Annotated in this window: 24 protein-coding genes; 2 read left to right on the forward strand and 22 right to left on the reverse strand. The window is 41.0% G+C overall.

The annotated features are described in order from the left end of the window. Positions 1–107: 107 nt before the first annotated feature. The 4 genes from coaA to abc-f all read right to left on the reverse strand — a co-directional run bounded on the left by coaA (position 108) and on the right by abc-f (position 4,829). Positions 108–1,028 carry a type I pantothenate kinase gene (gene coaA / locus HCK02_RS06750; protein ID WP_167629319.1) on the reverse strand — a complete coding sequence of 307 codons (921 nt, stop codon included), beginning with the start codon at positions 1,026–1,028 and terminating at the stop codon, positions 108–110. Positions 1,029–1,120: 92 nt separating this feature from the next. Further along, the gene (locus tag HCK02_RS06755) at positions 1,121–1,960 is read right to left on the reverse strand and encodes a TIGR03943 family putative permease subunit (protein WP_167629320.1); all 840 of its coding nucleotides are present in this window, start codon (positions 1,958–1,960) and stop codon (positions 1,121–1,123) included. A 15-nt stretch (positions 1,961–1,975) separates the two neighbouring features. After that, a complete protein-coding gene (locus tag HCK02_RS06760; RefSeq protein WP_167629321.1) occupies positions 1,976–3,061 on the reverse strand; it encodes a permease in 1,086 nt (361 codons plus the stop codon). A gap of 172 nt (positions 3,062–3,233) precedes the next feature. Further along, the gene (gene abc-f / locus HCK02_RS06765; RefSeq protein ID WP_167629322.1) at positions 3,234–4,829 is read right to left on the reverse strand and encodes a ribosomal protection-like ABC-F family protein; all 1,596 of its coding nucleotides are present in this window, start codon (positions 4,827–4,829) and stop codon (positions 3,234–3,236) included. 417 nt (positions 4,830–5,246) lie between these two features. On the opposite strand from abc-f, the gene HCK02_RS06770 reads away from it, so the two are divergent. Next, on the forward strand, positions 5,247–5,360 hold the full coding sequence (locus HCK02_RS06770) for a type I toxin-antitoxin system Fst family toxin (protein ID WP_246215544.1): 114 nt from the start codon (positions 5,247–5,249) through the stop codon (positions 5,358–5,360). 145 nt (positions 5,361–5,505) lie between these two features. Here the strand turns inward: HCK02_RS06770 and HCK02_RS06775 are convergent, their stop codons facing one another. The 7 genes from HCK02_RS06775 to HCK02_RS06805 form a co-directional block, all read right to left on the reverse strand. Continuing rightward, positions 5,506–6,981 (reverse strand): NAD-dependent succinate-semialdehyde dehydrogenase, encoded by a 1,476-nt coding sequence (locus HCK02_RS06775; RefSeq protein ID WP_167629324.1) that lies wholly within the window; start codon positions 6,979–6,981, stop codon positions 5,506–5,508. A gap of 49 nt (positions 6,982–7,030) precedes the next feature. Next, a complete protein-coding gene (locus HCK02_RS06780) occupies positions 7,031–7,345 on the reverse strand; it encodes a GNAT family N-acetyltransferase (protein WP_167629372.1) in 315 nt (104 codons plus the stop codon). Next, positions 7,303–7,449: a hypothetical protein gene (locus HCK02_RS06785; RefSeq protein ID WP_167629325.1), complete on the reverse strand. Its 147-nt coding sequence runs from the start codon at positions 7,447–7,449 to the stop codon at positions 7,303–7,305. Before HCK02_RS06785 ends, HCK02_RS06780 begins: the two co-directional genes overlap by 43 nt. Before the next feature lie 60 nt (positions 7,450–7,509). Beyond that, complete coding sequence (locus tag HCK02_RS06790; RefSeq protein ID WP_167629326.1) at positions 7,510–8,331, reverse strand: formate/nitrite transporter family protein; 822 nt, start codon at positions 8,329–8,331, stop codon at positions 7,510–7,512. A 92-nt stretch (positions 8,332–8,423) separates the two neighbouring features. Then, positions 8,424–9,182 carry a flavodoxin family protein gene (locus HCK02_RS06795; RefSeq protein WP_167629327.1) on the reverse strand — a complete coding sequence of 253 codons (759 nt, stop codon included), beginning with the start codon at positions 9,180–9,182 and terminating at the stop codon, positions 8,424–8,426. 70 nt (positions 9,183–9,252) lie between these two features. Then, positions 9,253–10,320 carry a DUF5808 domain-containing protein gene (locus tag HCK02_RS06800; protein ID WP_167629328.1) on the reverse strand — a complete coding sequence of 356 codons (1,068 nt, stop codon included), beginning with the start codon at positions 10,318–10,320 and terminating at the stop codon, positions 9,253–9,255. Further along, entirely contained in the window at positions 10,317–10,721 is a 405-nt protein-coding gene (locus HCK02_RS06805; protein ID WP_167629329.1) for a GntR family transcriptional regulator, read from the reverse strand. Before HCK02_RS06805 ends, HCK02_RS06800 begins: the two co-directional genes overlap by 4 nt. Before the next feature lie 121 nt (positions 10,722–10,842). On the opposite strand from HCK02_RS06805, the gene HCK02_RS06810 reads away from it, so the two are divergent. Then, positions 10,843–12,015 (forward strand): AI-2E family transporter, encoded by a 1,173-nt coding sequence (locus HCK02_RS06810; protein ID WP_167629330.1) that lies wholly within the window; start codon positions 10,843–10,845, stop codon positions 12,013–12,015. A 24-nt stretch (positions 12,016–12,039) separates the two neighbouring features. On the opposite strand, the gene HCK02_RS06815 is transcribed toward HCK02_RS06810, so the two are convergent. The 11 genes from HCK02_RS06815 to HCK02_RS06865 all read right to left on the reverse strand — a co-directional run bounded on the left by HCK02_RS06815 (position 12,040) and on the right by HCK02_RS06865 (position 22,273). Beyond that, a complete protein-coding gene (locus HCK02_RS06815; RefSeq protein ID WP_115751862.1) occupies positions 12,040–12,714 on the reverse strand; it encodes a histidine phosphatase family protein in 675 nt (224 codons plus the stop codon). Positions 12,715–12,749: 35 nt separating this feature from the next. Further along, positions 12,750–14,099, reverse strand: coding sequence for a glutathione-disulfide reductase (gene gorA / locus HCK02_RS06820; RefSeq protein ID WP_167629332.1), 1,350 nt, complete (start codon positions 14,097–14,099; stop codon positions 12,750–12,752). Positions 14,100–14,202: 103 nt separating this feature from the next. Continuing rightward, positions 14,203–15,702: a glutamate/gamma-aminobutyrate family transporter YjeM gene (yjeM, locus tag HCK02_RS06825; protein WP_167629334.1), complete on the reverse strand. Its 1,500-nt coding sequence runs from the start codon at positions 15,700–15,702 to the stop codon at positions 14,203–14,205. A gap of 229 nt (positions 15,703–15,931) precedes the next feature. Then, the gene (locus HCK02_RS06830) at positions 15,932–16,438 is read right to left on the reverse strand and encodes a dual specificity protein phosphatase family protein (protein ID WP_167629375.1); all 507 of its coding nucleotides are present in this window, start codon (positions 16,436–16,438) and stop codon (positions 15,932–15,934) included. Between the two features lie 59 nt (positions 16,439–16,497). Continuing rightward, the gene (locus tag HCK02_RS06835; RefSeq protein WP_246215545.1) at positions 16,498–17,595 is read right to left on the reverse strand and encodes an FtsW/RodA/SpoVE family cell cycle protein; all 1,098 of its coding nucleotides are present in this window, start codon (positions 17,593–17,595) and stop codon (positions 16,498–16,500) included. A 191-nt stretch (positions 17,596–17,786) separates the two neighbouring features. Continuing rightward, positions 17,787–18,860 (reverse strand): Glu/Leu/Phe/Val dehydrogenase, encoded by a 1,074-nt coding sequence (locus tag HCK02_RS06840; protein ID WP_167629336.1) that lies wholly within the window; start codon positions 18,858–18,860, stop codon positions 17,787–17,789. Between the two features lie 280 nt (positions 18,861–19,140). After that, complete coding sequence (locus HCK02_RS06845; protein ID WP_167629337.1) at positions 19,141–19,524, reverse strand: OsmC family protein; 384 nt, start codon at positions 19,522–19,524, stop codon at positions 19,141–19,143. A gap of 25 nt (positions 19,525–19,549) precedes the next feature. After that, a complete protein-coding gene (locus HCK02_RS06850) occupies positions 19,550–20,350 on the reverse strand; it encodes a DUF2653 family protein (protein WP_167629338.1) in 801 nt (266 codons plus the stop codon). A 199-nt stretch (positions 20,351–20,549) separates the two neighbouring features. Next, positions 20,550–21,002 carry a hypothetical protein gene (locus HCK02_RS06855; protein WP_167629339.1) on the reverse strand — a complete coding sequence of 151 codons (453 nt, stop codon included), beginning with the start codon at positions 21,000–21,002 and terminating at the stop codon, positions 20,550–20,552. Between the two features lie 17 nt (positions 21,003–21,019). Further along, positions 21,020–21,976, reverse strand: coding sequence for a flotillin-like protein FloA (gene floA, locus HCK02_RS06860; RefSeq protein ID WP_115751853.1), 957 nt, complete (start codon positions 21,974–21,976; stop codon positions 21,020–21,022). Then, entirely contained in the window at positions 21,977–22,273 is a 297-nt protein-coding gene (locus HCK02_RS06865; protein WP_167629340.1) for an NfeD family protein, read from the reverse strand. Positions 22,274–22,307: the final 34 nt, after the last annotated feature.

Here is a 22,307-nt window from a genome sequence, read left to right on the forward strand (position 1 = left end):
TTTTATGTATGTTCTATCACAAGTATATCTAAAAAAAGACTGTAAACAAAGTTTTTCACTACTTTGTCTACAGTCTGAACCATTTCGATTTCGAAATGGTTTTAAGTTTAACGCCGCAAGTAAACATCGCTGATTAAATGGTTGCTTCCCTTATGGAGGAGCAAGTCAGCTCGATATTTTGTATGCTCAATATTTTCCTTTAAGTTGGGACCATTGATCGTATCCCAAACTTCGCGTGCATAGGCATCTGCTTTTTGATCGCTATAAGCACTATATTTGTGGAAATAAGAACTTTCATCTTGAAAAGCCGTTTCGCGAAGCATAAAGAAGCGTTCTAAATACCAACGTTTACTATCTTCTTCCGCAGCATCTAGATAAATCGAGAAGTCAAAAAAATCACTTGGGAAAAAGATTTGATCGGAATCCGCTTGTAACACGTTGATCCCTTCAACAATGACAATATCTGGACTTGCTAACTTGCGCGTTTCTTTGAGCACATCGTAAGTAAGATGCGAATAAAGTGGTACCTCAACGTTCTTTTTATTGTTTTTCAAATCAATCAGAAAATCCATAAATTTTTTCTTATCGTAACTTTCTGGAAAGCCCTTTTTATTCATGATGCCTCGCCTCTCAAGCTCCACATTAGGATATAAGAAGCCATCTGTTGTGACGAGTTCCACTTCACGTGTCTTTGAAAACCAGCGATCGAGCATTAATTTTAAAACACGTGCAGTCGTACTTTTCCCAACCGCAACACTTCCAGCAAGAGCGATGATAAAAGGTGGTCGATCTTCTTTTTTCTTCAGATATTCCATTTTTTCACCGTGGATAAAAATAGCCTCATGATATTGAATCGCAATTAATTTTATGAGTGGCAAATAAATCTCAGCAATATCAGAAAGAGAAATCCGGTCGTTTAAACCGCGAATTCGTTCGAGTTCTTCTTGCGTCAATATTTGGTCTTTGCTAATTTCAAGTTCCCGCCAATTTGCGCGTGGAAAGTGATAATACTGCTTATATTGGTTCATGGTCTTAAGCCGTCCTTTTTCCTTTTAGGTAGCGTGTGAATTCGTTTACTGAATAAGCATACCTTAAGCCGCCTCAATCTGCAAGAACGAACTTAATATTTTCGGTAGACATAAACATCTTTTGGCTTATCAATTTGTTGATACTTGGAAACTTCGAGTGACGGGATTTTCATCTTGAATGGTGCATAGTATTCTTCTGTGATCGTGCCTGATACAGAAAGCCAAGTATCATTTTTATAATTTGTTTTCTCAGGCATATTGACGAGCATCCCGAACACACCAGAATCTGCCACACAGTGGATAATACCAAATCTAAATAAAAACAAATGGGCATCTTTTAAAACGGGATCATTATATACAAAACCAGTAAAACTCATCTCGCGTCCTGTAAATTCACCTGGATAATTATATAAAATTTCCATGGTCATCAAATAATTACTATCATCCACTACAATAGGATTTTGTTTTAACAGTCCTTTTTTCTCTCGCTCCATCATCTTTTCATAATCTGATTTTCCGAAATAGCCGCTTGTATCAGGACGTAAAAATTGATTTTGTGCATAAGGATCGTCCCCGGCCGCATTGTTTTTAGGAAAATGAAAACCTTTTGCACTCACAATTGTCGAATCAAGTGTTGCAATCGGAAACATGAAACCCGCGATAAGTGGGTAAGTCAGTAAACCATAAACAAAAATCTTCTTCAAAATCGTGTTTTCCCCACTATGTGAGTGTCCAAAATGATCATGCTCTTCTACTTTATCTTCATCTCGGAAAACAATGATGAGCTGAATAAGAGCTAAGAGAAAAGCAGCTATCATCGCTGAGAAAGACAAATAAGAATATTTCATATTAATATATTTGCTAATTTCTCCAGAAATATGGAGATACATTAAGTAAAAGCCGAATCCAAATAAAATAAAAGCGCGTAGCATGATTTTCCCTCCCGTCTAAATAAGAATCGAATAAAGAAAGACAACAATGGTAACGCTGATAACGATAAAGAATACAAACTTAGCTTTAAAAGAAGCTAGCATCATCATCAGATTTTTAATATCAAGCATTGGGCCAAATACTAGAAAGGCCACAATCGACTGTGTCGAAAATAAGCTACGGAACGAAGCGCCGATAAACGCATCCGCTTCTGAGCAAAGAGAGAGAATAAAGGCCAGAACCATCATGAGTAAAATCGATAAAATCGGTCCATGACCAATTGACATCAAAGTGGAGGTTTTAATATACGTTTGCATAGCAGAAGCAATCAGTGCTCCAAAAACTAAGTACTTTCCTACCGAAAAAAACTCGTCCACAGCGTGTTTAGCCGTATGCCAAATTTTATCCATAAACGAAAGCTCAGCATGACTATGTTCGCTCAGATGAGCATCGTGATGTTCGTTATGGTGCGAGTGCTCATGAACGGGTAACGTTTCTGCACTTCCAATCCCACTCGAAGCGTATCCAGCTTGTTCAAAACTCACTTTTTCAGGTACGCCTTGTTGAATGGAAGCCGTACCTTGAGAAGCCTGTAAAGCAAGCCCGCCTTGTGTGTCAACTTTTTCTTCCCCGGTAGCAGGCGCAAGCAATTTTTCCTTCAAGCCTTCTCCTTTGTAGAAAAAAGCAATCAAATTTCCTACGACAAGTGCAACGACTAAACTACCAACTACCCGCAAAATTGGAATTTCCCAATTGCTTCCAAAAGCCACGTAAGTTGAAAATAAAACAACTGGATTTATAATAGGTGCCGTTAACATGAAGGCAATTCCCGCATGAAGCGGCACACCCTTTTTCAGTAAATTGCGCACAATCGGCACGATCCCGCATTCACACGACGGGAAAAGCACACCGATGAAAGAGCCAACAACAACCGCCCAAAACCGATTTTTCGGAATCACGCGTGCAATAAATTTCTCAGAGACATACATTTGAATGAAGCTCGCAATAAACACACCAATCAAGACAAAAGGAAGTGCTTCAATCAAAATCGAGATAAAAATCGTATTCATTTGCAAAAAAGAGTCTGGTAAATGATTGAACAAAAAAAGAACCTTCTTTCCTTCCAAATCTTCGTTTATTCTATCTCTCTTGCCGCAAGAAATCAAGTTTCATCTCCATCTGAAAAAGCGCCATCCCGCGGATGGCGCTTTTTCACGAAGCCAAATTTCGCTACAATCCGCTAAATTCAGCCTTAACTATTTGATAATTCTACCGTTAATTTTCTTTTAACTGCCGAAGCTTGCGACTGTTTTCAAGATATGCTTCGTCAAGACTAGCCTTCTCCGCTTGACTAAGCTTCGGATCCGCAAGCTTAGAAGCAATCTCAGAAAGCCTAAGCTCGATGAGTAAGCTATCCTCTTCCACAATTTGTTCCGCGGATTCCTTTTCCTGCACCACTTGCTGCATTGATTTTCGCTCAAGCTTCATTTTCCCATTTTCAATTTGAAGCACCTCAAGCGCAATATTTCGTACAAAAGCCGTATCATGGGAAACGAATAGCACAGCACCATCAAAAGAAGAAATCAATCCTTCAAGCGCCTCTAAAGCCGCGATATCCAAATAATTAGTTGGTTCATCCAGAACTAAAAAGTTGGCATCACTAAGAAGAACCATGGCCAGATAGAGCTTCACTTGCTCACCGCCAGATAAAACAGAAACACACTTTTTCAAATCACTTTGCTCAAAATGTAAACTGCCAAGGACATCCATCGCCATTTGCGTATCATGAGCATTCACTCGGTTCACATTTTCAAGCATCGTTTCATCCGCATTTAACCCCTTTAATTCCTGATCGAAATAGGCGATCCTTGTGCTGCCCAAAATCCGGATCGGCGCCTCATCTTTTAAAAGCCGCTTTAGAAAAGTCGTTTTCCCCGAAGCATTTTGCCCAATTAAAGCCATTTTATCTCCGATTTTCACTGAAAATGGCTCGATTTCAAATAATTTCTTTTCAGGAACGCTGATTTCTCCTTTTTGAACTTGCACGAGAGTGGTTCCGGGTTTTAATTTGCGTGACTCAGGGAGCGTAATTTTAACAGGCTTAAATAAGAATGGCTTCTCCACATCCGGCAAACGCTCAAGCCTTTTTTGCGTCGCTTTAATCGTTTTATGTTGGCTTTTCTGTTGAGTGCCTTTATACATGTTTCCGTAAGCAATTTCTTTTCTACTCATTCCTTTTTTAAGCAGTTTCGCCTGACTGGTTTCCATACTCGCAGCAATTTGCTTCCGGTGATTCATCGCTGTTTGAAGCTTCCGCTTCTCTGCAATATTGTCATCGTAGGCTTTTTGCTCCTGCTCGCGTTGCTTCTTTTTTTGCGTTGCATAATCCGAATAATTTCCTTTGTAAACGGTGATCGTCTCACGTTCTAATTCCCAAATCTCATCGACAACTGCATCCAAAAAATCACGATCATGTGAAATAATGAGTAACGTTCCAGAAAACCGTTTAAAGTTGCGAATAACATGTTGCGTGCTTGCGACATCTAAATTAGAAGTTGGCTCATCAGCGAAAAGAATAGTCGGCCGTTCCTGCAGCGCACGCTGGACTTCCTTGCGCGTTTTCTCGCCTCCACTTAATTTTTCTGCTTCGGCTGGGATTTGTTCAATGACGCCGACCGTTCCACTCCGGGTAACACTCCCAGTCGTTGCTTCGCGCTTTCCTGAAAGAACTTCAAGTAAAGTCGTTTTTCCCGTTCCATTTTGACCGATGATCCCAATTCGTGCATTTGGTTTAACACGTAATTCCGGGATACTAAATAAGTTTCGCGCTCCGATTTCCATTATTAAATCATAAATTTCGATACTAAACATAAAAAAACCTCCTTATCCATTTTCGGATAGGAGTACACAAAAAAGCATCCATTCTGCTAGGTGTTAACAAGCAAAATAAACATACTGATCCTGTCCGAAAAAAATGGTTTTGCACACTTGCATTCATTTTTTCTTTATCAAACAGGATTAGAATTTCATTGGCCTAAAAAAACACCTCTTTCATTTGTTAGCAACAGTATAACAAAAACACACTCTTTTTGGCAAGTTTCACACAATCGATTCTTTTTCTCAGCACTTCTCTAAGAAAAGCATTTTTACTTGAATTCAGACGATTACTGGCGAAAAAACGAGATTTTAAGCATCTAAAATCGCTGAAAAACGTTGACGCATCAACTCTTCAAACATGTTATACTAAAGAAGTCGTCTATCCCTTTTGCAAAACCCTGCAGATGGGAGGTGCTGCGATTGATTCTTCTTTTTTCCAGTGTTATTGCCCCTCTCCTTGTTGGCATTTGCTTATCGCTTTTCAAGTACTGGCTAGAAACAAGGGGAAATAACAAACGGAAGTAGACGACAAGTTCTAGCCACATAAAAAATCCCGAGATCTTTAGCCCGACTCGGGATTTTTTATGTGCTACAATCGATTCTTTTTTCCTGCGTTCATTATAGCAAAGAAAAGCTGGAAAGTAAATAGACAGGTTAACTAGACTTATTTTTATTGCCGATATTTTAGCGCCACAAATTTCACGTTCAAATATTCTTCTACTCCGAAATGACCATTTTCTCGTCCAAATCCTGAATGTTTCACTCCACCGAAAGGTGTTTCAGGATGCGAGATTACGGTATCGTTCACTCCAACCATCCCATATTCTAGTGCATTACTAATTTCCTCAACTCGCTCTAGGTTTTCTGTATAGAAGTAAGAAGCAAGCCCAAATTCGCTATCATTTGCTAATTTTATGACCTCATCATCAGAGACAAAGGAAATAATCGGGATAACCGGACCAAATGTTTCTTCATGAAAAATCAGCATTTGCTCGGTAACGCCAGTTAAAACTGTCGGTGCATAAAAGTTCCCTTTCTCATAGTCTTCACCAAGAAGTCGTTCCCCGCCAATCAGGATTTTTGCACCTCTTTCGGTTGCATCTTTTAATTGGTGATCTATTTTATGGATGGCATCTTCTCGAATTAAGGGACCTACGTTCACCCCTTCTTGAAGGCCATTTCCAACTTTCAAATTTTGGACACGATCAAGAACAAGTTTGGTAAACTCTTGCTCCACTTCTTTGGCTACAAAAATCCGATTTGGAGCAATACAAACTTGCCCGTTATTCCGAAACTTCGAGCCTATAAGCCCATCTGCTGCACTTTCAAGATTAGCATCGGAAAACACGATGAAGGGCGCATGCCCGCCAAGCTCCAGTGAAATTTTCTTCAAGGTTTCTCCCGATTCTTGGTACAATTTTTGACCAACTGCGGTTGAACCGGTAAACGTCAATTTGCGCACTACATCGCTCGCTGTCAGTTCTCCACCGATTTCAGAAGAATTTCCGAGTAATAGATTCACAACGCCTCTTGGAAAACCAGCTTCTTCGAAAATTTCAAAAAGTGCCAGTGCCGAAAGTGGCGTATCACTAGAAGGCTTCAAAATAACCGTATTCCCTGCTGCAAGAGCTGGCGCAAGTTTCCGAGTGGCCATTCCCATTGGAAAATTCCACGGTGTGATGGCAGCCGTCACGCCAATCGGTTCTTTCTTTACAATATACACCCGTTTATTCGGAGCTGGAATCGTTTCACCATAAATTCGCCGAGCTTCTTCTGCATTAAAACGGAAATTTTCTGCGCCTGATAAAATTTCCGCTTTGGCTTCTGCAACTGGTTTTCCTTGCTCAATGGTCATAATTTTCGCGAGTTTCTCTACTTTTTCTTCTAACAATTGAGCCACACGATGCAACAAATCAACACGATCTTTCAGTTCCATCTTGCTCCACTCTGGAAAAGCCCTATTTGCCGCTTTAATCGTCCGCTTTGTATCTTCTATTTCAGCTTGTGCTACCTGAGCAACGATTTCTCCTGTTGCAGGATTTTCAACTGCTTTCGTCTTTTGTAACGCCCCATCCTGCCAGTCTCCATCAATGAAAAGCTGCGTTTTTACTGTCGGTAGTTCAAGTTTCGTACTCAAAGTTATCACTCCTAAAAAGTTTTGATACCTTTCTCTTCCACGAAATACGCGTTTTTAATCATGCTAAACGTTTCACCAAATAAAAACGCGTCACCCCTTGCTGCATAAAGTCCGGTAGTTCGCCAAAAACTTTAAACCCATTTTTTTCGTAAAAACGAGGCGCCTGATAACTCATTGTTTCCAGATGGATTTGCGTACACTGATTTTGTTTGGCATATTCTTCCGCTTGTTTTAATAACAGGGTGCCTACGCCGTTCCCTTTTTCAGCTGGATTTACCGCAAGTAGCGAAACATGCATCGTGTTCCATAAAATTTCGCCCGTAACACCGCCTATGTATTCTCCATTTTCATAAGCTGCAAAAGAAAAAAAGATTTTTGATACGGTAAAATGCCTACCTCTAAACTGTCCGTATTCGTCTCAAGCAAGTCAATCAGCCGTTCCTGATTGACCTCCAAATCTATTTCACGAATATCCATCTGGACTTCCCCCTTTATAAAAAAAGATGAACCAGGTCTTTCCTCGTCCACCTTTTCCATTTATTCACCAGAAGTTACTGGTTCTTGTACTTTTTCATTCTTTGCTTCAGATGCCTGCGTCCTTCGTTTATAAGCTAAGAAGTAAAATAAACTAACAAAAATGGCGCCACCAACCGTATTTCCAAGATAGACCGGAATCACGTTCATCCAAAAGTCCATCCAACTATAGCTTCCTGCAAAAATCGCAGCCGGAATGATAAACATGTTGGCGACAACGTGTTGAAAGCCAATTGCAACGAAAGCCATGACCGGGAACCAAATCCCCCAAATTTTTCCAGCAAAATCTTTAGCCGCATACGAAAGCCAGACAGCAATCCCAACAAACCAATTACAGCCAATGCCAGAAACGAAAGCCACCCAAAATGGATCTTTGATTTTCGCACCGGCTGTCGCAACAGTTTTCGCTAAAAAGTCGCCTTCAGTTAAACCCACAAAATGGCCAAAAAAGTAAGCAACAAATAATGCACCGACTAGATTCATGACCGTAACAATCGCAAAATTGCGTAGCAGTTTTACAAAGGTGATTTTCCGATCGAACCAAGCAAGCGAAACAGCCATCATATTGCCGGTAATCAGTTCGCCACCACCGAGTAAAATACAAATCAATCCTACTGGAAATACAGAAGCGCCAATAAATGTTGCGAAACTCCCCCATTCATGTGGTACGGTTCCAACTACACGAATATAGAGTAAATAGCCGAGTGAAATGAATGCACCGCCCAAAAAACCTAACACGGTGAGCGCAAGCGCATTTGAATTTGCTTTTTGAATTCCTTTTTCAATCGTTACGTCTGTGACTTCTTGAGGCGTATAATAAGCCATTCCTTTCCCTTCTTCCTAATTGTTAACTTCATCACAAAAATGCGCTTTCATTATAGCATAACGAGCATCTATTCACAATATAAATTCACATTTTAACGTCTCTTATGATTATGAATTGTGACGAGCCGTAGCATCCCAGCAAGAAATAGGAAAAAGATGATCACAAAGACCAGATAATTAATCCAAAATCCTTCAGCAGGAATAAAATGAACAGCTTGAAGTCCTTTTTGAATCCCCATGACGATGAGCGTAGAGATCGCGAGCATCCCAAATAGTTGTAAATAGCGTTTCAATGTAAATCCTCCTCTTTCTACTCGTTCTACAAGTTTTTCCCCTAACGCTTTAGCTTCTTCTCGCTTCTTTCGAGGAAGCTCATCCATTTGAAAAGTCCCCGTCAAAACGAGTTCGTAAGCTCGGTGCATGCCAGCTTGCGACATCACCGTATCAATTTGATTAAAGGTTGCATCCGTGATTCCTGCAAGTGTGTTCTCAAAAGCACTCTTATAACACGACGTGATCGATACGTAGCTCTTCCCTTTGAATAGGTGCGGAATATTTTCTCCTTTACTTGTAAGGTGCACGAAATAATCACGTAAATGATCGAAAAATTGTTTCATGCTGCCACTTACATTGCCAAAATAAGTAGGCGTCGCAAAAATCATACAGTCTGCTTGTTTTAACTCTTTTCCGATCTTCCTGACTTCATCTTGCTTAGTCGGGTCAAAGCTCTCTTCAAGAACGATGAGACTGGTTTCAGCACCTGCTTGTTCTGCTCCTCGTAAAACCTCATCTAGCAACTTTGCGGTGAGTCCTTTTCGGTTTTGCGTTCCAAGAATTCCGATAATCTTCATTTTGTTCCCTTCCTTTTGTTGATTCTACTTGTATTTTACTTGTTCGTATCCTTTTTCACAAACAAAATCCTCATGAAAAGAAAAATTGTTTGACTCCAGCTAGAGCTAACACGATAAGCAATATTATCCAGATAATTGGTCTTGCCAAATTGACGGTCCACCCAATCCCAAATCTTTTTTCAATAAATAAAGCCGGATCTAAACGGTTAAAGTAAAATATCCCTAGTTTCCAGTAGCGATCATCTTTTTGGACCATTTTTCGTTCGCGCCGAATCCCCATCACTTTGAGCCTGCTTCCACCCTGCCCCACAAAAAAAGTCAGCCAGAGAAGCGCGAGCAAAAGAAGTATCCAGAGTAAAATAGACCCCACTCGAACTGTAGCTCGGCTCCAATTCAGCAAAAAGGCGCATTGCAAGAAGCCAAAAAACAAGACCATTAAAAGACCCATTCCAAACATGAGCCGGCTATATAGCGCATTCGCACGTTTCATGCGTTTTAGTGAAATATCGGGATCATCTAAGTCGATAATGCGTTTACTTTTTTGAATCGTCAGGTGGATCCCAAGAAAAGTAAGAATCGCAAAAAACTGGGAAACAGGCCAGATTAGCGCATGAACTGGTGTTTTCGATTTTTCAGTCTCAAACACCCCATTTAGCTTCCAATAAGCAGGGAATTTGGCAGGTGCCTGGTCGTAAAGCAAAAACGTTAAAAAAAGAGTTAGCAAAAAAAGGAGGAAAGGAATGAAATAATACCAGCTTGAGAGAATAAATTTCTCTTTGTCATCAGAAGCTTCGACCATAACGGTAGCTTGCTCCTCTAAGTTTCCATTTACGATTTGCTTCTTTTTCCAAGATTTCGTTCGAAAATGATAAATTAAGTAAATGCCAAAACTAAGAGCGAGATAAAAAATTAATATACCTAAAAACCAAGAAACGAGCGTGGCAAATAAAAAGAAATCGGCGGCAAGTGAGCCAGTCAAAATCACGTATTGTCGCTTCCATTTGAGTAACTGATTGGAGCCACTTAATTTAGTTCCGACGTTGATACCAAAGCATTCTGAACTTCTTGTCACAAAAGGCACAGCGCTTAAAATAATGGCTAGTAACCCCAGATTTAAGCTAAAAGTAACAAAACTCATTGGGCTTCATTCTCCCGCTCACTTGTTTGGAATTCTTCGTAAAGATCGTGGCATGCCTTCCTAAAAGCTTGTTCGGAAACAGAACGAGCGATCGCCTCAGCGACAATCGGCCGTAATTTTTGGTTTAAGGTTTGCAAATAAGTTGCATCCGCTATTTCAACACCCTGCAAAGGGATGGAGACCCCTTGTTTACGATGAATTTCAATAAATCCTTCTCGTTCAAGCCATTGATAGGCCTTGTTAACAGTATGAAAATTAATGCCAATATCCGCCGCAAGCTTGCGCACGGAGGGAAGTTTTTCACCTGGCGAATAGCCGCCTTTTGCAATTCCTTCAATAATTTGGTTGCAAATCTGCATGTAAATTGGCTCTTCACTTTCTAAATGAATTTGAAGCAACACCGCGCAACACCTTCTTTCTTGTTATAACAACGATATAACAGTTCGAAAAAGAAGTCAATTTGAAATAGCCAAGCCCCTTAAATCATGCTAAACTAGAATAAAAATAGGAAGGGAGAATGGAATGAAAAATTCACGTTTTCGCGAGAGTAAATTATTTTTTTGGACCATCGAAATTTTGGCTATTGTAGCGATCGTCTTTTTACTCTTACAAATGAAATACATATTCTCACCCATTGGGGTGATTATCTCGACGCTATTCTTGCCAATTCTAGTTTCCGGGTTCTTGTTTTACATGTTTAATCCGCTTGTTGAATTTCTTGAAAAACGAAAAGTCCCGCGTGTTCTTGGCATCATTTTAATTTTTATTGTGTTTATCGTTTTATTCACACTTGCAGTTATTCAAATTGGTCCTGTACTTGCGAACCAAATCGCTTCACTTGCTAAGGCCTTACCTGGCTACTGGACAGATTTTGAAAAATGGTTCAATGCACTTATCAAAGATTCACCATTCAAAAATTTGGACATCCAAGGTGAACTAAGCAAAGCCAATATTTCCATTCCTAAAATCATGAATATCGTCTTAGACGGTGTTTCAACGGGAATTGGAGCTGTCGCAAGCTTCATTACAAGCTTTGTGATGGTACTTGTTACGGTACCGTTTATCTTACTTTACATGTTTAAAGACGGACATCGCTTTATGGATTCACTTGAAAAGTTTTTCCCGAAATTTATTCGTCCAGATGCTAAAAAAATCATTCAAGAAATGAACAAAACGCTTTCGACTTATATCAGTTCGCAAGCTCTTGATTGCTTAGTCGTTGGTATTTTGACCTTTATCGGTTATTTAATCATCGGGCAACCTTATGGCCTGTTGTTCGCATTTATCGCAGGGGCAACGAATATCATCCCTTACCTCGGGCCAGTTATTGGAGCAGCACCAGCTGTATTAGTCGCACTTTTCACTTCGCCGCTTCAAGCTTTGCTCGTGATTATTGTAGTCGTGATCGTACAACAACTAGATGGAAATGTGCTACAGCCGCTTATCATGGGTCGCTCGCTTAAAATTCACCCACTAACCATTATCGTGATTTTACTCGTGGCAGGAAATCTAGCGGGTTTACTGGGAATGGTACTCGGCGTACCGCTTTACGCGGTCGTAAAAACCATCATTGTCAATGTTGTCAAGCTCATTCAACTTCGGCGTGAAGGGAAAAAACATTTAGGCGATGATGATAGCGGTGACGATTCAAGTCCACCAACTGACGCTACGCCAGAAACTGAATCAAGCAAATAAAAAGTAGGGCAGCTGCCCTACTTTTTATTCTGCCGCAAAATGCGAAATATCATTTAAACGTTCTACTTTAAATAAGCCTTTTTCATAAACCAATACTGTTACACTTGCATTGTCGAGAACAAAGCTTTCTGTGATGGAAGGCTCAAGCTCATGAACAATATTTCGGATCGTATTGCCATGCGCAACAATCAAAATATTGCCACCTGTATCGCGATGCCGATTGATAACATGTAAAAAGCCTTGTTCCACTCGCGTCCAAAAAGTCATAAAATCTTCTGCGTCTCCTGTTGGATCGGCTTTCTTGGTTGCGTTCATCATCCCCCGTACATCTTCATGTGCCATAAAATCTTCTTGGGAGGCGTAGCCATTCGCCCGAGCAATTTCGTTCCAAGCGACATCACTTTTTTCCCCCTCAAAAGAACCGAAAAAGGTTTCACGAAATTCTTTGCGTGGTTCAAGTTGTAGCCCGAAAGCGTGTTTGTTTTCATGGAGCAAAATCTCCGCCGTAGAAATCGTTCGGTGTAAATCACTGCTATAGGCAGCAACGAATTCCGTATCCGAAAGACCTCGCCCGCTTTCTCGTACCTTTTCAGCACCTTCTGGGGTTAGTGGTGTATCTGCCCAACCTTGCATCCTCAAATTTTTATTTAAATACGTTTGACCATGTCTCACAAAATAAAGAGCTAATTTCTCTGGCATGATATCCCTCCTTCAATTTTCTTTTTAGTATCAATTTAACGCATCGTGACAAATTCTTCTGCGCTTGTCGGATGGATTGCAACCGTATTATCAAAGTCAGCTTTTGTTGCCCCCATCTTGATCGCAACGGCAAAGCCTTGTAAGAGTTCATCCATGCCTGTTCCAATTCCGTGCAAGCCAACGATGCGTTCATTTTTCCCTTCACAAATCAACTTCATTCGCGATGGTTCGCGGTGTTCTGTAATTACCGTATACATCGAAGTAAACGAAGATTGATAAACTTTGATGTCTTTTTCTCCGTATTTCCGAATCGCTTCTGGCTCAGTAAGTCCAATCGTACCAATAGGTGGATGGCTGAATACGACCGTTGGAATTAAGTTATAGTCGAGATGCTCATCAAGTTTGCCGTTAAAGAGTCGTTCAGAAAGCCTTCTTCCAGCTGCAATCGCAACCGGGGTTAATTCCACATGGCCGGTTACGTCACCAATCGCATAGATACCTGGAACATTTGTGTTTTGATATTTATCCACTTTGATGAATCCAGATTCAGTAAGTTCAACTCCAGCATTTTCAATCGCCATCGTATCTGTCACAGGTTTCCGTCCGATCGCCCAAATGACTTTATCGACTGTTTGTGTCCGTCCGTCTTCCAGTTTAAGCGTCAAACTGCCATCTTCATTTTTTATAATTTCTTTTGGAATGGCATATGTATGAAGTGTTGGTCCATTTTTTTCCATAAGTTCAACGAGTGTTTCTGAAATCATTGGATCAAACGAACGAAGCGGTGCATGTTTTCGAACGAAAAGATGTGTTTCCGTTCCAAATGCATTTAAAATTCCAGCCAGTTCCACTGCAATATAGCCAGCTCCAATAACAGCCACACGTTTTGGCAATTCTTTCATTGCAAAAAAGCCGTTCGAAGCGATGCCGTATTCGGCTCCTTTGATAGCTGGAATAGCAGGTTTTCCGCCTGTTGCAATCAAAATGTGATCTGCCGTGTAGCGCTCACCATTTACTTCAATGGTTTTAGCATCTATAAAGCGCGCATAGCCACGAAGAACGTCTACATGATTGCTATCTAGGCCTTGTTGATAAAGCCCATGCAAGCGATCAATATATTTCTCACGATTTGAAACAAGGGTTCCAAAATCGAATGAGACTTCCCCAGTTAAGCCGTAAGCAGGTCCCAACTTTTCCATGCCTTCTTTAATATCTGCCCCATACCACATCACTTTTTTAGGGACACAGCCCACGTTCACACAAGTCCCCCCAAGATGAACGGGTTCAACAAGCGCGACTTTTTTGCCGTGCATCCCAGCTCGGTTGGAAGAAGCAATGCCTCCGCTTCCTCCGCCAATTGCAATATAATCGTAATGCTTACTCATTGTAAAATCCTCCATTCAAAGCCTCTCATGTTTTAAGTGTACTAGAAATTCAAATAAACGAGAAGGAAAAAGCCTCCAAGCATGGGCTTGGAGGCTTTTTCCTTTATTTCGCGCGACGTTTGCGCAAATCATAATTCTCATAAATTAAAATGGCTAGAATTGAGAAGGTAACGGGCCCTGCGATCATCCAAATGGTATCACTCCAATTTCCAGTTGTGATAACCGGTTGGATAATGGTGAACACATTCGCAAAGCCAACAACGACTGCGATCACAGCCGTGATTAGGTACGCGCTCCACTTGGTTTTATAAGCCACGAAAGGTCGTTCAAGGCCTTCACGGTTTTTAAAGAATGGAAAAGCGAACGACAAGAATAAATATGGAAGCGTCATGGAGACATTCGCCATCAGCGTAAGTTTATTGTAGAAGGCTGAGGCATTGCTTCCGCCAAACGAAGCGATCAAGATGATTACGACAACGATGAGACACTGAATCCACATCGCAAACTCCGGCATTCCTGCCTTGTTGATCTTCGTCATTCGTTTTGGCCAAAGTTCTTTTGGTGTTCCTTGAATAATGGATTTTAGCGGCGAATAGATCAGCGTGAAAAATGCGCCTGTATAAGCAAGGAACATGGAAAGTCCGGTGATGCGCGCAAAAACAGAAGCTACCGTTTGTGCCGTTTCAGCTGAAGCATGAAAGGCATTCCCGAGTTCAAGCCCTAAGTTGTACATCAACACATACGTGATGTTTCCAAGGTTCGTCGTTTCTCCGGCAAGGACTTTCATCCAGTTTGTACTTACGCCCCACATTAAAATCCCGATCGCATAACCAACAGAAATAACGACGGCAGCAATCATGATTCCTTTTGGAAAGGTTTTTTTCGGATTTTTTGTTTGGTCAACAAGCCCTGCCACAGCTTCTGTTCCGCCATATGCAAAAATCGCAAACACACAGAAACTCAAAATGGAAATTGGACTCAAGTAGTTTGGATTTGGCGAAACAAGAAAATCTTTTACGCCGTCAATGTTTTGCTGGAAAGCTCCACCATTTAAAACAAGAATGATTGCACTGACAAGAATTAAAACGACATTGAGCCCCATAACGGCAAAGCCGCCAATCGTTGTAACTTTAGTGATTTGGCGAAGACCTTTTGATGCGAAGAAAGTCACAACAATCATCCAAAGGACACCCAAAATGCCAATGGTTTGTGTTGGAGTAAGCGACAGGATCGTCCATTCCTGCGTTTTATCTGTCCCAAATAGGAAAGTCGAAAACGGAATCCATACTTTTGATGCAATTCCGACCATCCAAATAATATACGAAGTGAACCACATGAAAGTGACGATAAACGCATAGCGAGGTCCGACACTGTCATTCATCCACGAATAGATTCCCCCTTGTTCTTTACGATAAGCGGAACCATATTCGGCCATCATAAGCGCAAATGGTATAAAAAACAGCACAGCGGCTGCGATATACCATGGGATTGCACTATAGCCCATCAAATAAAAGCCAACCGGTCCATTAGCAAAGCCGAACACGGAAGTGAAAATCATTAAGATTAAGCTGAATAACCCCATTTTTTTAACTTCATTTGTCATAAATTCATTCCTCATTTCAAGAGCAGTCACTGCCTCTTATTTTAACTTGTGAAATACTTTGGACGATTTTCCCCCACGTCATTATAACATCAAAAATCCAAAATCCTTTTTAAAAGAACAATCTTAATAGCACGCAAACTCAGATATGTGAGATTTGTCTAAAAACAGTAGTTTTTTTAACAAAAAGGCAATAGAAAAACCCCCAAACTGAATTTGGAGGTTGCTTTTATTAATCTTCTGGCAAATATTTTTCACCACGCATGATGGCAAGAACCCGCGGGTTGGGCAAATAACGTTTGATTTCCCTTAACTTTTGCAGGGTATCTTTGTCATGATAGTGCTCCGCAATACCCATCGCAACGGCGCTGCTGCGGCTAATTCCAGCATTGCAGTGAACCACGATTTGGCCATGATCAGGATTGCGATCAATAAAGTCGTAGATGATTTCCGCATGTCTTTCATTGAACAGCTTCATTTCTTCTTTTTCTTTTTGACTGAGTCCCCAGTAGTCATCGGCTTCGTTAATATCATTAAAATGAATTTCAAGAATATCTTGATACCATTCAGGATGTCTTAGTTTCGTAAAATCTTTTCCTTGATCTGCAATTCGGATGAGTAATGCGCGCTCCGTTTTTGGCTCAAAGGAAACCGCGATCACTTCTGGCAAAGCAATAACTGGCAGTTCAAATGGATCAAAATCAATTGCTCGTTTTTCTTTATTAATATAATTCGCCATACGTGCAAAATCCCCTTCTTGAACTCTCTCCTTCATTTTAACACATCCGATTGGATTGTCTAATTGGAAGAAAGACTTTGCGCGTATTCCTTTTCATATCGGCTAACCGCGAGCAGGATGCCAATTGCGATGAAGTTTCCGAGTACGGAAGAGCCGCCGTAGCTGATGAAGGGAAGCGGAATTCCAGTAAGGGGCATCAGTCCGATCGTCATCGCGATATTTTCGAAGATGTTGAAGGCAAAGTAAACGGCAAAACCGGTGTAGATGTATACTGAAAAGCGCGTTTTGGCGTCTAGTGCGAGTCGGATTAAGACTTGGATAAACAGCAAGAATAAAAATAGCAAAAGGCTCGCGCCGATAAATCCAAATTGATTGGCAATCGTGCTGAAAATCATATCGGTGTGACTTTCTGGGATGTAAATTTGACCAGATCGGCCGCTCATTCCGCCTGAACCTACTGCGACTAAGGAAAGGTTGACTTGATAGGAAGCACTCGGATCACTTGATGGGTCGATCCAGCTTAGGATGCGTGCAAATTGATAGGGTTCAAGTCCGACTACTCGGAGCCATTCTAGATGATAAAAAACGACATAGAAAATGGCACTAAAAACGGTAAAGGCGCTCAGAAGCAAAGTGAAAATCCATTTTCTGGAGGCATTCGCGATGAGCAAAATGGCGAAAAACGTCACAAAATACACGATCGTACTTCCTAGGTCAGGTTCGCGAAAAATCAAAAATAAAATGGGGACAGCCGTAATTGTAAGTGCAAGAATCTGCTTGGCTGGTTTTTTCTCGTATCGTACGGCTACGGCGGCGAGCGCCAAAATAAAGAAGCTTTTGAGAATTTCAGTGGGCTGGAAGGAAAAACCGAGCAATTTGTACCAGCGGCGGGCTCCGTTTGTTTCGGTTGTAAACTGTAAGCCAAGCAAAAGGAGAATAAAAATTGGATAAATGAGCCATAGCCATTTTTGGATGGACTTGAGCTCCCATTTAGATAGAACAAAACAAACAGCGCTTGATATGGCAAGAAACAAGATTTGTTGGAAGAGAAAATTGGTGCTATATTGCCCTGTTTGTTCGGCAAAATAAATGGCCATGCAACTTGCGATGCTTAAAAAAAATAAAAGTTGAAGTAATATTTTCTGATTCGTCGTCACTCATTCACGCTTCCTTTCGTGGTTTTTCATGTTGTTATGCGTATTTCTTCTTTACTCTAGCACAGCTTATTAGCCCATCTCAATACTCTTTAGAAATATTTAGATTTTTCTTAACCATCTTTAGCTTTTGCTTCCAGTCAATACAAAAACGAGAGCCCGAATTCGGACTCTCGTTTTCCCTTTTATAAATCTTACGAACGAGCAAAGAAAGTGCTGTGTACTTGTTTCATAGTTGCAATCCGATCTTCAGCCATATGATCAGCTGCTTCTGCTGGAATAATTCCTTCGCGCGCTGAAATTTCATACACTTTGCCGATTTGCCCATAAATTTCATCAATTTTTTGTTTGGCACGTTCTGCGTTATAAGTATTTAACTCATCCGCTACATTGATGACTCCCCCTGCATTGACGATATAATCAGGTGCATATAAGATCCCACGTTCATGAAGCATTTCCCCGTGACGTTTAATGTCTAATAACTGGTTATTGGCACTTCCGCAAACGGCTTTTACCTTGAGCTGTGGAATTGTATCATCATTTAAAATGCCGCCAAGGGCACACGGAGCAAAAATATCGGCATCTACTTGATAAATCTCATCCGGCTTTACAGCAGTTGCCCGAAATTTCTCTACCGCCCGGTCCACCGCTTCTTGGTTAATATCTGTAACGGTAAGTTCTGCACCTTCTTCAAATAACATTTCGCATAAGGCAAACGCTACGTTTCCAACGCCTTGAACGGCCACTTTTTTCCCTGCCAAGGAATCGCTTCCAAAAACTTCTTTGGCAGTCCGCTTCATCGACGCATAGATGCCACGTGCTGTGAGCGGACTTGGATTCCCTGATGAGCCAAAGCTTTCTGAAACGCCTGTAACGTGTCTTGTTTCTTCGTGCATATAATCCATATCTTGAACGGTCGTGCCGACATCTTCTGCAATAATATAACGTCCATTTAAGCTTTCCACATATCTTCCAAGGGCGCGGAATAGGGCTTCGCTTTTATCTTTTTTCGGATCCCCGATGATGACTGTTTTTCCTCCCCCTAAGTTGAGTCCCGCAGCTGAGTTTTTATAAGTCATACCGCGCGCTAACCGTAAAACATCTTCCAGGGCTTCTTCTTCTGTTGCATATGGCCACATTCGGCATCCCCCAAGCGCAGGACCAAGCGTCGTATCATGAATCGCAATGATCGCTTTTAGTCCAGAAGCCTCATCATGGCAAAAAACTACTTGCTCATAATCATATTTCTCCATTTTCTCAAACAACATCTAAAACTACCCCCTTCATATTGAAAAACATATAATCATCATCCTCTACCTTCATTATACGTATTTTGAAAACGCTGTAAAAGTTTTTATATTATTTAAGTCGAATTTCATACTTTTCGGCTAAACGAAAAACTTTCGAACTAATTTCATTGTATACGCTTTCATCCGAAAAAGGACTTTTGATTTAGATGTTATGGCATAATTCTAATGAATATTTAAAAATTTCTGGAGGATAAAAAAGAAGGTGAGTAGTATAAAATCTACCCACCTTCTTTAAGAATTAATTCGAAACAAACTTTACGTGTTCCGTAATTTGAATCTCTGGATTTAAACTTTGAACAACGGGGCAACCTTTTTTGACGAGCTTCAAGCTTTTCTCAGCTTGTTCTTGATGCTCAGCTGCTACTGCTAGCTCGAAGTGAATATCGATTGACTGAATCACATGTACGGCTGCATCCAAATTTTGCGTATAGTCCACTTCTATTTCCAAATGCTCGTAGGAAATTCGCTTTTTCTTCAAAATCTTAGCGTAGACGTAACCACTACAAGCAGCCGCTGCCGCAACAGTCATTTGAATAGGTGAAAAGCCAGTTTCTTTTTTGAGTTTCCAGTTTCCATCTTCATGAAAAAGCTCAATCGTGTCTCCATGCTTCGCTAAATGCATCCGTTAGTCATTCCTTTCGAAATCGTTATTCAGTTACTACTGCATAAATCCCGTCTTGTTCTGAGTATTCTAGCGTTAAGCCCATATTTGGATCCATATGTGCAAAATGTTCTGCCCAGTAACGAATCGCTTGAATGAGCGAAAAATGATCGAGTGACTGAATAACTTGGTCATTTTGGATAACATCTGCTCCAAAGCCAATTTTGTCATCATATGTTAAAACAACTTGAACATCATCAAGTGATAAGCCTTTTTCATTTGTAAAGAACGCAATCACCGCATTGGAAATATTTCCTTCATCGAGGATTTGTTCACGTTCACGTGTTGTCGTTTCTGTCCCAGCTTGGATAGTTTCGTGTCGTGCTCTATTAAACGAATCACGGCCTGTACTTTGTGCAGCTGGTTCTGTTCCGTGATTTTTTCTTCTTTGGAAAAAGAACATGATCAAACGAATCACTAGGAAGATCGCCAGTAAATTAATGATCAAGCCAAAAATGTTACCAAAAACTCCCATATTGCCAAGAAGCCCGCCAAAAAGTAATCCAGCAAGTCCACCAAGCATTAAACCGCCCATTAAACCACGACCGTTAAAGAAACTATTTTTTCCTTTACCCATCATGTTGTTATTCATTTGCGAACGGTTAACATTGGAACGATTGATACCATTGTTATTGGATTTGAATGAACGCATAGGTGCGCGATAACCTCTCGCATCTGCTTCTTTCACTTGTTCATATTTAGTCGGCAATACCATGTTTGAAACGGTTCCCCCAAGCGGACTAAATACTAATCCAGCAGCAAGTAAGATTGAAATAAATTTTTTCACAGTTTTCCTCCTTTAACTTGATACAAAAAGACCTCACGAAAGAAACGTAAGGTCTTGCAAACAATTTTCAAATTGCTAACTGCGCCGGAGAATGATCTCGTATTGACGACACAGCTATTTCTGCTACTCCCCTTAAGCGGGTCAGTTTGTATGAATTTACAATATAACTATACTATAAATGGCCCTCACCATGCAAGCGTTACTTCTTGCGTAAAGCCACCGGTTTATCCAAAACTTCTTTCATCACCATCGCTCGCTTCAAATCAAGGCCATTTAGAGCATTCTCAGCTCGTTTCTTTGGCTTTGGTTCACTAACAGCAACTGGAGTCTTAGACACTTTCTGGCGCCGCTCTGCCTCTTCACGATAAACATCTCGTGCTTTCGGCGTGTCGGCTCGCACAACTTTTTTGGCGGTTTGTTTAGGTTTTGTTTCTCCCACTTTGAATGTTCCAGAAGAAACAGGTTGTTTCCACTTCTCGACACGAGTTTGGAGAGACTCCACCGGTTTTTTCTTGGGCGCTTGTTTGTTGTTCGTACCGGTTTTTTTCTTTTCTTGTCTAGAGAAAAGAGACAGAATAGCGCCACCCACAATAATCAAAACGGGAATAAACCCCGATATATTATCAAAAAAGTCTTCTAAATTAAATGGCATGTGAGACACCTTCTTTCTTACTCATGAAATTCTGGCTTATTGTCTCCAGCAATAGAATCACGCATATGTGTATCTGATTGCACGTTTTCCATCTTATAATAATCCATCACGCCGAGCGTACCGTTTTCAAAAGCCGTTGCAATCGCACGAGGTACTTCTGCTTCTGCTGCAACAACTGCGGCACGGTTTTCTTGTTCAAGCGCAATCGCTTCCGCTTTACGTTTCGAAGCTGCTGCTTGAGCCACTTCCATATCCGCATTCGCTTTTTCGATGTCTAGTTTCGCTTTGATATTATCACCAATGCGCATCTCTGCAATATCAATCGAAAGAATGGTATAAGCCGTTCCATCTCCAAGACCTTGTTCTTGGACTTTTTTAGAAATGCTGTTTGGGTTTTCGAGAACATCCGTGTGTTCACGTGTTTCCCCAACTGTCGAAACAACGGCTTCCCCAACACGGGCGATAACTGTGTCTTCTCCGGCACCACCGACGATGCGTTCGATATTAGATTGAACCGTAATTTGCGTAATAACTTTTACTTCTACCCCATTTTGAGCCACCCCAGTAAATTCTGGTGTCCGAATGACTTTTGGCGTAACCGAAGTTTGCACAGCTTCTAACACGTCACGTCCTGCAAGGTCGATCGCAGCAGCACGACTAAAATCAAGTTCAATATTTGCTCGGTGCGCTGCAATTAGCGCGTCAACCGTATTATCAACATCCCCACCAGCTAGATAGTGGCTTTCAAGTTGATTCACTTCTAGTTCAAGTCCAGCTTTAACCGCTTTAATGAGTGGTTTTACAACGCGTGAAGGAACCACGCGACGTAGCCGCATCCCAATTAACGTCCCGATTCCAACAGGTACTCGAGCGGAAATAGCACTAATCCACAGTCCGATTGGGACAAGTGAAAAGAATACAATAAGAAAGAGTATAACAACTACCGCAATAACAATAAACGATCCTGAAAACATTTACTTCGCCTCCATTTTTAATTCTTTTACTAACAAATAACCAAAATCAATTCCAATAACCGTTACTGGCGTGCGTACGTCCAAGTATCCGTTTTCAAGTCGCGCTTCATAAACTTCTCCTTCTATTTCAACACGTCCGATAGGTTTCATGGTAGTCACAGCAACACCGTTTTTACCGTACACTTTGTCTCGCAGCGCTTTCATTCTTTCAATTTCGCGATCTTCTAAAACGCCACGGTGCACAAGCCCCCAAGAATCCCCGTAAACGATTTCATCCTCTGAAAATTGATCTGTCATGTTTGCCACCTACTTTCAAAAACGAGCCAACCCC

The sequence above is a fragment of the Listeria valentina genome (assembly GCF_011800755.1).
GTDB lineage: Bacteria > Bacillota > Bacilli > Lactobacillales > Listeriaceae > Listeria > Listeria valentina.